Consider the following 12,767-nt stretch of genomic DNA (forward strand, 5'->3'; position numbering starts at 1 on the left):
CAAAGTGCCGTTTTGACTCTTTGGCCTCGCGACCTCTCATTAGGGGCAGCCAATTTAATGGAGAATAGCCATGAAACGTCTTGTTGCGACGATGATTGTCGGCCTGCTGGCCGTGCCTGCCCTGGCCGAGGGCGACGCCGAGAAAGGCAAGAAGGCCTTCAACAAATGCAAAGCCTGCCACACCATCGTGTCGGATGACGGTGAAACCATTCTGAAGGGCGGCAAAACCGGTCCGAACCTTTATGGCATCGTTGGCCGCACCGCAGGCACCGTCGACGGGTTCAAATATGGCGAAAGCCTGGTTGAAGCCGGTGAAAAGGGCTTGGTCTGGGATGCAGAGAACTTTGCCGAATACACCAAGGATCCCAAGAGCTTCCTGAAAACCTATCTCGACAGCACATCGGCCAAATCCAAGATGTCGTTCAAGCTCAAGAAGGGCTCGGAAGACATCTATGCTTATCTGGAAAGCGTCGCGGCCCAGTAGTTTCGCCCGGATTGCGCCATGAGGAACAAAAGGCCGCAGCCCCTGCGGCCTTTCGTGCGATTGATCGGCTTGACGTTCGACGCCACCTTTGATGTCAGAACGTTCGCATTGCGATCTTCGCCACCCGTCGAGACAAACAAACGTATTACCAACCGGCCCATCATGACCAGCACACAGCACCACATTCTGGGAGTTTCGACATGGGTATCCTGATCCCTGCCTGGGTGGATGGAGAGTTGACACCCGTCGACAAGCTGGAGGCTCATGAAAAAGGTCTCAAGCACAAGGCGGTGTCGGTTTTTGTCGTGCGCGGGATGGATATCCTGATCCAGCGGCGGGCGATGAACAAATACCACACACCGGGCCTGTGGGCGAACACCTGCTGCACCCATCCCGATTGGGACGAGACATCCAGCACATGCGCCGTGCGCCGCCTGAATGAAGAGCTTGGGATTACCGGCTTGTATCCCGAATACCGGCATCGGCTGGAGTATCACGCGGACGTCGGCAACGGCATGGTCGAGAATGAAGTGGTAGATGTCTTCCTTGCGCACGCGCGCGGCGATCTGGCGATGGAACCAAACCCGGACGAAGTGATGGAGACCCGCTGGATCGATTATCATGACCTGCTGGCCGAGGTGCGCCGCCACCCCGAACGCTTCACGCCCTGGCTCAAGATCTATCTGCAGCATCATGCCGATACCATTTTTGGGCCCGACCTGATTATCTCGGCCAAGGCCTGAGACTTTCACCGACCTCTTGTCAGTTACATCTGAACTTGGTTCTCTGGCCCTGATTAAGGGAGAGAGACTTTGACCATTTTGATTGCAGGCGGGGGTATTGCCGGCCTGAGCCTTGGGCTAACATTGCACCAGATCGGTGTGCCCTTTCGTATCTTTGAAGCCACTCAAGAAATCCGCCCGATGGGCGTGGGCATCAACCTGCAACCCAACGCGGTGCGTGAGCTGTTCGAGATGGGGCTGGAGCACGAGCTGGATGCCATCGGCGTGCGAACAAAGCAGTATGGGTTCTATTCCAAACTGGGCAAAACCATCTGGGAAGAGCCGCGCGGCACCTGGGCTGGCTACACCTGGCCGCAATACTCGGTCCATCGCGGCGAATTGCAGATGATGCTCTATCGCGCTCTGGTCGACAGGGCTGGGCCGGACTGCATCGAAACCGGTGCGCGGGCCGTAGGGTTCTCGGGCGCGCCGACTCTGATGCTGGAAGGTGGACGAGCCGAGACCGGATCCTTGATCGTGGCCGCAGATGGCATCCATTCGGCCCTACGCGCACAGATGTACCCGGATGAAGGCGAACCGATTTGGAACGGGCGCGTGTTGTGGCGCGCGACAACGCAAGCGCCCGAGTTCCGCGGTGGGGCCGCAATGGTGATGATCGGTCACGATGACTTGCGCATTGTGGCATATCCGATTTCGGCGCCCGACGCGGGCAGCGGAATGGCCACCATCAACTGGATCGCAGAAAAGCGCTTTCCTTTGGATGCGGCCTGGAAGAAAGAGGATTGGAACCGTCCCGCCGACATCACCGACTTTTTGCCCGATTTCCAGGACTGGCGGTTCGACTGGGTCGATGTGCCTGCTCTGATCAAGGGCGCCCAGGTGGTGTATGAATACCCGATGGTGGACCGCGATCCATTGCCGAAATGGACCCAAGGTACCGTGACCCTGATGGGGGACGCCGCGCACCCAACCTATCCCATCGGATCAAACGGGGCGAGCCAAGCTATCGTTGATGCCCGTGTGATCGGAGCTTGTCTGCTCGAACACGGGGTAACCGCGCAAGCACTGGGGGCTTATGAGGCGCAAGTCCGCCCGGTCACGACAGGCGTGGGGTTGGCCAACCGCGCAGGCGGTGGACCGGACGCGGTGCTGCAACGGGTCGAGGATTTGTGTGGTGGTGACTTCGACGAGATTGATGACGTGATTCCCGTTGCCGATCTGGCAGCGCATTCAGAGAAATACAAAACCACCGCAGGCTTCTCGATCGAGGCATTGAACGCCAAACCTCGTGTCATTCCCGAAAGCGCACGCGTCGGCGGAAGCACTCCCGCACCCGAGCGATCCTGACTGCGTCAGCACCGCTAACGGCCTTGGGCCGGGCGCCTCGCCTTCGGCTCGGCGCGATCCCGCTTGGGGCATCTGGTTTGCCGAAAGCGCCAACCGCCGAGCGCAGCGAGGCCTGGCCCAACGGGAGGATGTGTTTCGCAAGAAACACTGACGACAGGCGGGAGCGCCCCTTTTTCCGAAATATCCCTGATCAATGCTGCCCGAGCTCAATGATGTTGCCTTCGGGGTCGCGCATGTAGACCGCCAGATGGGGATTTTCATCTGTACCAAGGTTGGTGATCTCGCCCAAGGCGGACCCTCCGGCCCAGGTGATCACATCGCACGTCGCCTCCAGGTCGCAAACGTCAAACGCCATGTGCGCGTAGCCCGGTGTATTGGCGAAACCGACGGCCCCATCACTGGGTGAGGCAAACTGAAAGAGCTCCAGAAACACCTCATCACGCCCTGGCGCGGACAACCAGACCGAACGGATTTCCACGCCGCTCAACTCGATCCCACGATCGACGTCCTGACCAGACAAGGTTCGAGGGGCACGCAAGTCGCGGCAACCAAAGACCTGCCGATAGAACTCCGCCAGCCTGTCAACATCGCGCGCCACGATGTTGAGATGTGAAAACCTCAAAACGCCATGGCCGCTGCCACTGCAGACTTCCAGCGGGCGTAAGATGCTTCACGTTCTGCCTCTGCCATACTGGGATCGAACCGCTGATCCAGCGCCCAGGTTTCGGCAAAACCTGCCTGATCGGGGTAAACCCCTGCCTGCATCCCAGCAAGCCAGGCCGCGCCAAGGGCCGTGGTTTCCTGCATCACCGGACGATCCACTGACGCTCCCAGCAGGTTCGACAACCCCTGCATCGCCCAATTGGACGCGCTCATGCCCCCGTCCACGCGCAAGGTCACGTCTGCGTCGCTGCCCCAGTCGCCTTGCATCGCCTCCCACAAATCGCGGGTCTGGTAGGCGATGCTTTCCAAAGCAGCTTTGGAGAACTCGGCTGGGCCAGAGTTGCGGGTCAGGCCAAAGACAGCGCCCCGGCAATCAGGTTTCCAGTAGGGCGCACCCAGCCCGGTGAAGGCCGGCACCAGAACGACGTTCTGTGCCGGATCAGCTTGGGCTGCCAACTCGCCACTTTGCGCGGCGCTTTCGATGATACCCAAGCCATCGCGCAACCATTGCACGGCCGCGCCTGCAATAAAGATCGACCCTTCAAGCGCATAGGTCCTCTGCCCACCCAGTTGATAGGCAATGGTGGTGAGCAGCCGGTTGTTCGACGCCACCGGGTCCGGCCCGGTGTTGAGCAGCGCGAAACAGCCCGTGCCATAGGTGGATTTCATCATGCCCGGCTGGAAACAAGCCTGCCCCATGGTCGCCGCCTGCTGATCGCCAGCCACGCCCAGTATGGGGATTGATCCGCCAAACAGTTCGGTCGAGCCAAAGTTCGCCGCACAATCGCGCACTTCGGGCAACATGGCCATGGGCACGTGCAACAGATCGCAGATCTCGGGGCTCCACTCACCGGTGTGAATGTTGAACAGCAAGGTCCGCGCCGCGTTGGTGGCATCGGTGGCATGCACCTTGCCCCCGGTCAGCCGCCAGATAAGGAAACTGTCGATGGTACCGAACAGCACCCCGCCCTGCTCCGCCCGCTCTCGCGCACCAGGGATTGTATCAAGCACCCATTTGACTTTGGTCCCCGAGAAATAAGGGTCCAGCAGCAAGCCGGTTTGGGCGACGATATCATCCTCGCACCCCTCGCTGCGGAACGCATCGCAGATCGACGCGGTGCGCCGGTCCTGCCAGACGATGGCATTGTGCAGGGGCTTGCCAGTTTCGCGGTCCCACAAAACGGTGGTTTCGCGCTGGTTGGTGATGCCAATCCCGGCGATCTGGTCCGGACCGATACCGTGATTGGTCAAGACCTCTTGGCAAACAGCCAGCGTGGTCGACCAAATCTCTTCGGCATCATGCTCTACCCATCCGGCTCGCGGGAAATGCTGCGTGAACTCCTGCTGCGCAGTGCCCACGCGCGTCATGTCACCATCAAACAGGATCGCCCGACTAGAGGTGGTGCCCTGATCGATTGCCAGAATGTAAGTCATTGTCGCGTGCTCCCCGCCTTATTTTCGGCGAGGTTAGCCCGAGCACGGGGAGACGTTCCAGCCCAGAATTTAGACCTTTGGCACTTCGATGTTGTCGATCAGGCGCACGCCCTCCATCCAGGCCGCCGCCAGCATCCGCGCGGGACGCGTAGGGGTGTCCAGAGCCTCCAACGAGGTTGCGCAACGCAGATCGAAGTATTCGATACCAGTGAAACCGGCCTGCTCCAACCGGTCCCGCGCCTGTTTCGCCAACGGGGCAAAGGACGCGCCTTGCGCCAGAGCCTGAGCCACGTCTTGCATGAATGGGTTCAGTTGCGCGGCCTTGGTCAGCCCCTCGTCCGACAGGCGCAGATTGCGCGAGGACATGGCAAGACCCGAAGGCTCGCGTACGGTTGGGCAGCCGATGACTTCGGTGGGGATATCCAGATCGCGGGCCATGCGGCTGACCAGCATCAGTTGCTGATAATCCTTCTGCCCGAAATAAGCCCGATCGGCGGAGGTCTGCAGGAACAGTTTCGCCACCACGGTCGCCACGCCGTCGAAGTGACCGGGTCGAAACTCGCCCTCCATCACATCTGTCAGGCCCGAGACAGAGACATTGGTGGCAAAGCCGCTGGGATAAACCTCTTCCGGGCCAGGCACATAGATAACATCGACACCCAAAGGCGCGAGCTTCTCCGCGTCTTCATGCTCGGTCCGGGGATAGTTCTCCAGATCTTCGGAGTTGTTGAACTGCTTGGGGTTCACAAAGATCGTGACGATCACCCGATCGCAACCAGTGCGCGCGGCCTGCGCGAGGGACAGATGGCCTGCATGCAATGCCCCCATGGTGGGCACCACACCAATGCTTTCGCCCGCGCGTTTCCAAGTGGCCGTCAAGTTACGCAACTCGGCCAGAGAGCGCAGAATTGGGGCAGTCATCAGGTCTTTCCTTTTGCGGGTGCCTGGTCAGCAAACACATGTTCTGCAGCTGGAAAGCTGCGCGCGCGCACCTCGGCGGCGTATTCGGCGATGGCGGCCTCGGCCTGGTCGCCCAGATCGGCATAGCGTTTGACGAACTTCGGTTTGAAGGCGGTGAAAAAGCCCAGCATGTCGTCAACCACCAAAATCTGACCGTCACAGCCTGCGGAAGCACCGATGCCAATTGTTGGAATAGCAATCTCACCCGTGATCTGATCCGCCAGCTTTTGCGGCACCTTTTCCAGTACGACCGAAAAAGCTCCTGCATCCGCTACGGCATGCGCATCGGCCAATACCGCCTCGGCCTGCGCATCGCGGCCTTGGACCTTGTATCCACCAAGGGTGTTGATCGACTGTGGCGTCAGGCCGACATGCGCCATCACCGGGATGCCGCGTTTGACCAGAAAGCGGATGGTCTCGGCCATCTCGACCCCGCCTTCGAGCTTTACGGCCCCGGCACCTGTTTCAGCCATCAGGCGTGCAGCGTTGCGAAAAGCCTGGCTTGGCCCCTCTTCATAGGACGCGAACGGCATGTCGATGACCATCATCGCGCTGGACAGCCCACGCGCCACGGCCTGGCCATGCATGATCATCATGTCCATCGTCACACCCAGGGTCGAAGTCAGCCCATGCAGCACCATGCCAACACTGTCGCCCACAAGAACAAAGTCGCAATGCGCGTCCATGAATTTGGCCATGGGGGTAGTATAAGCGGTCAGACTGACCAGCGGTTCGCCCCCTTTTCGGGCACGTATATCTTCGGCATTTGGCGCTTGCTTGCGGGCGGTGGCACTCATGGTTCCCTCCTGCGGGCGTATTATGTTGCGGCGCGGCATAGCATTTCTGCACCGCACACATAAAGACCGGTTGCGCCAACATTTCCTTGATTGACCCAAGGTTTAAGGAAACAGTGTTGATTAGGCAGCCAGATTCCCGGATCAGGCAAGCGACATATTGTTGGGGAGAACATAATGGGACATGCATTCAAACACACATTTCGAACGGCTTTGGCGCTAAGCGTCAGCCTGTTGGCGACACAGGCGTTTGCCAAGTCTGACATCACCGTCGCAATGCAATTGGAGCCGCCTCACCTCGACCCGACCAGCGCTGCAGCACAGGCTATCGACTCGGTCGTTTATACCAATGTGTTCGAGGGGCTGACCCGTTTCATGGGCGATGGCGCCATTGTTCCGGGCCTGGCTGAAAGCTGGGAAATCTCGGATGATGGAACAGTCTATACCTTCAAGTTGCATGACGGCGTAACCTTTCACGATGGCACCTCGATGGATGCCGAAGACGTCAAGTTCAGCCTGGACCGTGCGCGGGCCGAAGACAGCGCCAATGCGCAAAAGGCCCTGTTTGCCGGGATCACCGACGTCGAGGTGGTCGATCCGCTGACCGTCAAAGTCACCTTGAGCGAGCCCAACGGCAATTTCCTGTTTAACATGGCGTGGGGGGATGCGGTCATCGTCGCGCCCGAGAGCATCGACAATATCAAGACCAACCCCATTGGCACTGGCGCCTTCAAATTCTCGGGCTGGGTGCAGGGCGACAAGATTGATCTGGAACGCAACGCCGACTACTGGGGCAAGCAACCCGCGCTGGAAAAGGCCACGTTCAAGTTCATCTCGGACCCCACCGCCGCCTTTGCGGCAGTGATGGCCGAGGATGTGGATGTCTTCAGCGGCTTCCCTGCCCCCGAGAACCTGCCACAGTTCGAAGCGGATCCGCGTTTCCAGGTTCTGGTCGGTTCAACCGAAGGTGAGACCATCCTGTCCACCAACAACAAGCAACCGCCGTTTGATGACGTGCGCGTGCGTCAGGCGCTGGCCCATGCCATCGACCGTCAGGCCATCGTGGATGGCGCGATGTTCGGATATGGGACGCCAATTGGAACCCACTTTGCCCCACATCACCCAGCCTATGTCGATCTGACGGCTAACTCGGCCTATGACCCTGAGAAAGCCAAGGCGTTGCTGGCCGAAGCTGGTTTTGCAGATGGCTTTGAGACCACCCTGCACCTGCCGCCGCCTTCTTATGCCCGTCGCGGGGGCGAAATCATCGCTGCGCAACTGGCCCAGGTCGGCATCAAGGCCGAGATTACCAACGTCGAATGGGCACAGTGGCTGGAAACTGTGTTCCGCGGCAAGAACTTTGGCCTGACCATCGTCAGCCATACCGAGCCGATGGACATCGGCATCTATGCCCGACCCGAATACTACTTTCAGTACGACAACCCAGCGTTCCAAGAGCTGATGACAACGCTGAATTCGACCACCGACCCAGAAGAGCGGACCAAGCTTTTGGGTCAGGCGCAGACCATGATCTCTGAGGATTACGTGAACGGCTACCTGTTCCAGTTGGCCGCTTTGAGCGTCGCCAAGGCAGGCGTTCAGGGCCTTTGGGTCAATGCTCCGACCGCGGCCAACGATCTGACCGCCGTTAGCTGGGCCGAATGATCAACACCCCGCCGTGCCCGCTACAGGGCCCGGTGGGGAGATCTCATTACTTTTTGCATGATATGAATATCTTACGTCCTTCAAAGCGATTTGCACTGCTGGTCAGTTTGCTGCTTGCAACGATCCTGCTGATGCCTGTGCAAGCCTTGGCACAGGGTCTGTTTCGGTCCGACATGGACAGGCCCGTTGGTACACCTGAAAACCCACTGCAGGTAGGGATCGGTATCCACATCGACCAGATTTCGTTCGTGGATCAAAAGTCTGAAAACTACGGTGCCGTGGCCACCATCCGTGCGCGATGGCACGATCCGGCGCTCGCTTTTGATCGCGACGAGATCGGCCGTGACGCGCGCATCGTAAAGCCCGAGGCTTTTGTGGAGTATGCCTCCAGCCTGCCGACGATTGTACCGGCCTTTGTCATCCAAAACCAGCAATCAAACCGCTGGATTCATCAATCCGTCGTCGCCATCGAGCACACCGGGCAGGTCACATATTTCGAAAAATCCTCGCTCACGCTGCAGGCGCCGTATTTCAATTTCAAGAAATACCCCTTCGACCAGCAGCAGTTCTTTTTCGAAATCGTCTCGGTCTTTCCGGCAGATGTCGTACAATACACCGCGCTCGAGGAGTTTTCGGGCCTTGGCAATTTGTTGGGTGAGGAAGAATGGATCCTTGAGCGTCCCAACATGGTGCTGAGCACCACCACCGGCCTATCCGGCGCCCCAAGTGCCAAGGTTGCCTTGGCGTTCGAAGGACGGCGACATATCATGTATTATGCCATCCGCATCTTCATGCCGATGCTGGTGCTGATCGCCTGCAGTTGGGCGCTGTTCTTTCTGGACGAATACCGCAAACGGATCGAGATTGCGGGCGCGAACCTGCTGGTTTTTGTGGCCTTCAACTGGGTGATCTCGGATGACTTGCCGAAGCTGGGGTATCTGACCTTCCTGGATTTCATCCTGCAATGGATGTTTGTCGTCACAGGGGCGATCATCATATTCAGCGTCCTGCTTAGGCGGCTCAAGACCTCGGGCCGGGAAGAGGTGGCACGCAAGCTCGACAATTATGCGATCAAATGGATCTACCCGCTGGGGTATGCCGCCATCGTTGGCTTTGCCATCATGAACTATCTGGTTGTGGCCTGACCCTGCGCCGATGCTACGATATGCCCTCAAACGCCTGTTGTCGCTGACCCTCAGCCTAGCGATCGCCTCACTGGTGATCTTTGCCGTGATCGAAGTAGCGCCGGGTGACCCCGCGTCCTTCATGTTGGGTGTAAATGCGCAACCCGACACGCTGGCCGCCTTGCGGGCCGAGCTGGGGTTGGACGTACCTAAAACCGAACGCTATCTGACTTGGGTCGGCGGCATGTTGACGGGGGATTTCGGCACCTCCTACACCTATCGCACGCCGGTGTCGCAGATGATCGCGGACCGGATGTGGGTGTCGCTGCCATTGGCGCTTTATGCGCTGACCCTATCGACGCTGATTGCCTTTCCTGCGGGCATCTACGCCGCCTCGCGTCGGGGCAAGCCTGGGGATATCGCTGTGATGGGGGCCACACAGCTGGGCGTGGCGGTGCCGAACTTCTGGTTTGCGATGATGCTGGTGCTGATCTTTGCCATCAACTTGCGCTGGTTCAACGCCGGTGGCTTTGCGGGTTGGGACAAGGGATTTGGCGCAGCAATGCAATCACTGACCTTGCCTGCCATCGCATTGGCCCTGCCGCAGGCCGCCATTCTCGCGCGTGTCATGCGATCGGCCCTGCTGGATGTGTTGGGAGAGGACTTCATGCGCACCGCCCGCGCCAAGGGCCTCAGCCACCGCCAGGCACTGTGGCGCCACGGGCTGCGCAATGCGCTCATTCCAGTGCTAACGATCATCGGGCTTCAGTTTTCATTCCTGCTGGCCGGATCGATCATCATCGAGCAGGTGTTTTATCTGCCGGGGTTGGGGCGACTGGTGTTTCAAGCCATCTCATCTCGCGACTTGATCGTGGTGGAATCGGTGGTGATGCTCTTGGTCTTTGCCGTGATCATGGTGAATTTTGTCGTCGATCTGGCCTATGCAGCCGTCGATCCTCGCCTCAGGAGCCGGACGTGACCAATTACGCCATGCGATGCCCTATCCATATCGCGGGACCGCGCCGGGGGCGAGGCCGTATGGTCGCGCTGCGCCCATACGGCCTCGCCCCCGGCGCCACCTCCCCGCTCGGAGCGTCGTCATGAGCCGCAATCTGATCCTTGGTACAGCCTTGTCGTCGATCGTCGTGTTGGCCGCCGTGGTGTCGTTCCTTTGGACGCCTTACGATCACGCCGCCTTAGATATCCCCAACAAACTGAAACCGCCAAACGCGACCCACTGGTTGGGCACTGATCATTTTGGCCGCGATATGTTGTCGATGATCATGGTGGGCGCCCGTACCTCTATCGCCGTCGCTTTGGTCGCCGTTGGCATCGGCATGGCCGCTGGCATCCCGCTTGGCCTGACCGCCGCTGCGCGCAAGGGCTCCTGGCTGGATGAGTTGATCATGCGCGGCAACGATCTGGTCTTTGCTTTTCCCTCGCTTGTCATCGCGATCCTGATTACTGCCATTTTTGGCGCAGGTGCCATCAACGCCATCATTGCCATCGGAATCTTCAACATCCCTGTTTTTGCCCGCATCACCCGCGGCGCTGCGCTGTCCTTGTGGGAGCGGGAGTTCATTATGGCCGCCCGCGTTGCAGGTAAGGGAACCGCACGCATTTCAGCCGAGCACATCCTGCCAAACATTGCCAACTTGCTGATCGTGCAAGGCACTATCCAGTTCAGCCTGGGCATTCTGGCCGAGGCAGGCCTCAGCTACGTCGGCCTGGGCGCACAGCCCCCCACGCCCAGTTGGGGCCGCATGCTGGCGGATGCTCAAACAATGGTCAGCTTTGCGCCACATCTGGCCCTGATCCCCGGCTGTGCGATCATCCTGACGGTGTTGGGTCTGAACCTTATGGGCGACGGGCTGCGCGATTGGCTCGATCCGCGCATCCGGGTGGCCCGCACATGAGCCTGCTTGAGATCCGGAACCTGTCACTGTCGATCGGCGCGCATGACATCCTCAAGGGTGTCGACCTGACACTTGGACCGGGTGAAATCGTGGCTGTGACTGGCGAGAGCGGATCCGGCAAGTCCATGACTGCGCTTTCGGTGATGCAGCTGTTGCCCGAATCCGCACACCTATCCGGCTCGATCCAGCTTGCGGGGCAAGAGCTGTTGACCCTGTCCGAAGGCCAGAAGTGCACCCTGCGCGGACAATCCATTGGTATGGTGTTTCAGGAGCCGATGACCGCCCTAAACCCGGTCAAATCCATTGGCGATCAGGTGATGGAAACCATTCTGATACACAAGGCCATGCCACCGGCCCAAGCAGAAGAGCGCGCGCGCGAGGTTCTGACCCGCGTCGGCCTGCCCCCTGAACGCTTCCCCCTCTCACGGTTCCCGCATGAGCTGTCGGGTGGACAACGCCAACGCGTCGTCATCGCCATGGCCATCGCCTTGCGCCCGCGCTTGTTGATCGCGGATGAGCCAACTACGGCACTTGATGTCACCACGCAGGCGCAGATCCTCGATCTGCTTCAGGGGCTGGTGACCGAATACGGCATGGGGATGTTGATGATCACCCATGATCTGGCCGTTGTCGCCGATCTGGCCGATCACATCGTGGTCATGCGCCATGGCGAAGTGGTCGAAACCGGGCACACCAGGCACCTGCTGCGCCACATGCAACACCCCTACACCCGGATGTTGTTCGAAGCCTCGGATCACCAGGTTACACTGCCCCCGGTACCGGATTTGCAACCGCTGCTGGCTGTTGCCGATGTGGTGCGCGACTATCGCAAGCCCCGCACACGGCTCTTTTCCAAGCCAGAGTTTCACCGCGCCGTCGATGGCGTCAGCTTCACTCTTCATCGTGGAGAACGCCTCGGGTTGGTGGGGGAATCGGGTTGCGGGAAATCGACCCTGACGCGGGCTATTTTGGGCCTGGAAAAGGTTCAGCGTGGGCATATCCTGTTGGATGGAACCCCGGTGTTTTCCGGGCATACCCCCGACCGATCCGTGCGGCGCAATATGCAGGTCGTGTTCCAGGACCCATTCGGCAGCTTCAACCCCCGCCACAAGGTGGACCGGTTGATCACCGAACCGTTCCACCTGCTCGACACCCCACCCACAGGGACGGACCGCGCGGATCGCATCGCCGAGATGCTGACTGCCGTCGGCCTGTCCCCAGATGACGCAGGCAAATACATCCACGAGTTTTCCGGCGGTCAACGCCAGCGTATCGCCATCGCACGCGCCTTGATCATCAGGCCTGAGCTGATCCTGTTTGACGAGGCGGTCTCGGCTTTGGATGTCTCGGTCCGGGCGCAAATCCTCGATCTGTTGGCCGAACTCTGTGACGCCTATGATTTGACCTATCTGTTCATCAGCCACGACCTGAATGTGGTGCGCACGATCACGGACCGGGTGATGGTCATGCAAGCAGGCAAGATTGTCGAACAGGGCGACACCGAGCAGGTGTTTTCCGATCCTCAGCATCCATATACCGAGGCGCTTTTAGCTGCCGCCCCACGCCTTCCCAAGTTCACGCAAGGGGTTGCATGATCGCGCAACTCGCGTCCTACTCGCGCACGACATATTTCAAAA

Annotated in this window: 12 protein-coding genes; 8 read left to right on the forward strand and 4 right to left on the reverse strand. The window is 59.5% G+C overall.

Features of this window, described 5'->3' with window-relative positions:
- The first annotated feature begins 70 nt into the window (after positions 1 to 70).
- The 3 genes from TRM7615_RS01585 to TRM7615_RS01595 all read left to right on the forward strand — a co-directional run bounded on the left by TRM7615_RS01585 (position 71) and on the right by TRM7615_RS01595 (position 2,574).
- Positions 71 to 484, forward strand: a complete 414-nt coding sequence (locus tag TRM7615_RS01585) for a c-type cytochrome (protein WP_108785157.1) — start codon at positions 71 to 73, stop codon at positions 482 to 484.
- Positions 485 to 684: 200 nt separating this feature from the next.
- A complete protein-coding gene (idi, locus tag TRM7615_RS01590) occupies positions 685 to 1,227 on the forward strand; it encodes an isopentenyl-diphosphate Delta-isomerase (RefSeq protein ID WP_108785158.1) in 543 nt (180 codons plus the stop codon).
- 69 nt (positions 1,228 to 1,296) lie between these two features.
- Positions 1,297 to 2,574, forward strand: coding sequence for a flavin-dependent oxidoreductase (locus TRM7615_RS01595; protein WP_108785159.1), 1,278 nt, complete (start codon positions 1,297 to 1,299; stop codon positions 2,572 to 2,574).
- A gap of 190 nt (positions 2,575 to 2,764) precedes the next feature.
- On the opposite strand, the gene TRM7615_RS01600 is transcribed toward TRM7615_RS01595, so the two are convergent.
- From TRM7615_RS01600 to panB, 4 genes are all read right to left on the reverse strand, one after another.
- Positions 2,765 to 3,196, reverse strand: coding sequence for a VOC family protein (locus TRM7615_RS01600; protein ID WP_165821339.1), 432 nt, complete (start codon positions 3,194 to 3,196; stop codon positions 2,765 to 2,767).
- On the reverse strand, positions 3,193 to 4,671 hold the full coding sequence (gene glpK / locus TRM7615_RS01605) for a glycerol kinase GlpK (protein ID WP_108785161.1): 1,479 nt from the start codon (positions 4,669 to 4,671) through the stop codon (positions 3,193 to 3,195). Before glpK ends, TRM7615_RS01600 begins: the two co-directional genes overlap by 4 nt.
- A gap of 69 nt (positions 4,672 to 4,740) precedes the next feature.
- Positions 4,741 to 5,592: a pantoate--beta-alanine ligase gene (gene panC, locus TRM7615_RS01610; RefSeq protein WP_108785162.1), complete on the reverse strand. Its 852-nt coding sequence runs from the start codon at positions 5,590 to 5,592 to the stop codon at positions 4,741 to 4,743.
- Complete coding sequence (panB, locus tag TRM7615_RS01615; RefSeq protein WP_108785468.1) at positions 5,592 to 6,428, reverse strand: 3-methyl-2-oxobutanoate hydroxymethyltransferase; 837 nt, start codon at positions 6,426 to 6,428, stop codon at positions 5,592 to 5,594. The genes panC and panB overlap by 1 nt, the downstream gene beginning before the upstream one ends.
- 174 nt (positions 6,429 to 6,602) lie before the next feature.
- Here panB and TRM7615_RS01620 point away from each other — a divergent pair, with 174 nt between their 5' ends.
- The 5 genes from TRM7615_RS01620 to TRM7615_RS01640 all read left to right on the forward strand — a co-directional run bounded on the left by TRM7615_RS01620 (position 6,603) and on the right by TRM7615_RS01640 (position 12,725).
- Positions 6,603 to 8,090 (forward strand): ABC transporter substrate-binding protein, encoded by a 1,488-nt coding sequence (locus TRM7615_RS01620; RefSeq protein WP_108785163.1) that lies wholly within the window; start codon positions 6,603 to 6,605, stop codon positions 8,088 to 8,090.
- Between the two features lie 131 nt (positions 8,091 to 8,221).
- Positions 8,222 to 9,235: a ligand-gated ion channel gene (locus tag TRM7615_RS01625; protein WP_235823993.1), complete on the forward strand. Its 1,014-nt coding sequence runs from the start codon at positions 8,222 to 8,224 to the stop codon at positions 9,233 to 9,235.
- Positions 9,236 to 9,245: 10 nt separating this feature from the next.
- Positions 9,246 to 10,193 (forward strand): ABC transporter permease, encoded by a 948-nt coding sequence (locus TRM7615_RS01630; RefSeq protein WP_108785165.1) that lies wholly within the window; start codon positions 9,246 to 9,248, stop codon positions 10,191 to 10,193.
- A 121-nt stretch (positions 10,194 to 10,314) separates the two neighbouring features.
- On the forward strand, positions 10,315 to 11,130 hold the full coding sequence (locus tag TRM7615_RS01635; RefSeq protein WP_108785166.1) for an ABC transporter permease: 816 nt from the start codon (positions 10,315 to 10,317) through the stop codon (positions 11,128 to 11,130).
- On the forward strand, positions 11,127 to 12,725 hold the full coding sequence (locus TRM7615_RS01640) for an ABC transporter ATP-binding protein (protein WP_108785167.1): 1,599 nt from the start codon (positions 11,127 to 11,129) through the stop codon (positions 12,723 to 12,725). The genes TRM7615_RS01635 and TRM7615_RS01640 overlap by 4 nt, the downstream gene beginning before the upstream one ends.
- Positions 12,726 to 12,767 lie beyond the last annotated feature (42 nt).

This window comes from Falsiruegeria mediterranea M17 (assembly GCF_900302455.1).
GTDB classification, from domain to species: domain Bacteria; phylum Pseudomonadota; class Alphaproteobacteria; order Rhodobacterales; family Rhodobacteraceae; genus Falsiruegeria; species Falsiruegeria mediterranea.

What these genes read in the sequence shown, in the direction of transcription:
- TRM7615_RS01585 (WP_108785157.1), top strand. Translation starts at nt 71, where the DNA reads ATGAAACGTCTTGTTGCGACGATGATTGTCGGCCTGCTGGCCGTGCCT.
- idi (WP_108785158.1), top strand. Translation starts at nt 685, where the DNA reads ATGGGTATCCTGATCCCTGCCTGGGTGGATGGAGAGTTGACACCCGTC.
- glpK (WP_108785161.1), bottom strand. Translation starts at nt 4,671, where the DNA reads ATGACTTACATTCTGGCAATCGATCAGGGCACCACCTCTAGTCGGGCG.
- panC (WP_108785162.1), bottom strand. Translation starts at nt 5,592, where the DNA reads ATGACTGCCCCAATTCTGCGCTCTCTGGCCGAGTTGCGTAACTTGACG.
- panB (WP_108785468.1), bottom strand. Translation starts at nt 6,428, where the DNA reads ATGAGTGCCACCGCCCGCAAGCAAGCGCCAAATGCCGAAGATATACGT.
- TRM7615_RS01620 (WP_108785163.1), top strand. Translation starts at nt 6,603, where the DNA reads ATGGGACATGCATTCAAACACACATTTCGAACGGCTTTGGCGCTAAGC.
- TRM7615_RS01625 (WP_235823993.1), top strand. Translation starts at nt 8,222, where the DNA reads ATGCCTGTGCAAGCCTTGGCACAGGGTCTGTTTCGGTCCGACATGGAC.
- TRM7615_RS01630 (WP_108785165.1), top strand. Translation starts at nt 9,246, where the DNA reads ATGCTACGATATGCCCTCAAACGCCTGTTGTCGCTGACCCTCAGCCTA.
- TRM7615_RS01635 (WP_108785166.1), top strand. Translation starts at nt 10,315, where the DNA reads ATGAGCCGCAATCTGATCCTTGGTACAGCCTTGTCGTCGATCGTCGTG.
- TRM7615_RS01640 (WP_108785167.1), top strand. Translation starts at nt 11,127, where the DNA reads ATGAGCCTGCTTGAGATCCGGAACCTGTCACTGTCGATCGGCGCGCAT.